The sequence below is a fragment of the Tritonibacter sp. SIMBA_163 genome (genome assembly GCF_046535935.1).
Taxonomy (GTDB): domain Bacteria; phylum Pseudomonadota; class Alphaproteobacteria; order Rhodobacterales; family Rhodobacteraceae; genus Epibacterium; species Epibacterium scottomollicae.
Genome location: NZ_JAWJBP010000999.1, coordinates 1 through 248 on the forward strand (window position 1 = coordinate 1; position 248 = coordinate 248).

Below are 248 nucleotides of genomic sequence, written 5' to 3' on the forward strand. Positions count from 1 at the left end.
GTTATGATAAAACGGTCGTGGTTGAGTATATAAAAGTGTACGGACTTTATCCGATAGGTAGCTTAGTTAAGTTTTCAGGTGGTTTCCTTGCGTGGATAATGGATATTGATGGAAAGGGAATGCCCGCACAGGTTCAGGTTGTCAAGAATTTAAGATTTCCAGATGCTAATATCAACACTGCTATGAATAAGCAGGACATGCTTCAGATAGGTAAGCTAGAAGGCGTTGTAAATCCCAATGATTACGGT

Annotated in this window: 1 protein-coding gene; it reads left to right on the top strand. The window is 39.9% G+C overall.

The genetic code is table 11. The annotated features are described in order from the left end of the window. Positions 1-248 (top strand): hypothetical protein (locus R0J92_RS25330; protein WP_411053719.1); only part of this gene is annotated, 248 nt, incomplete at both ends.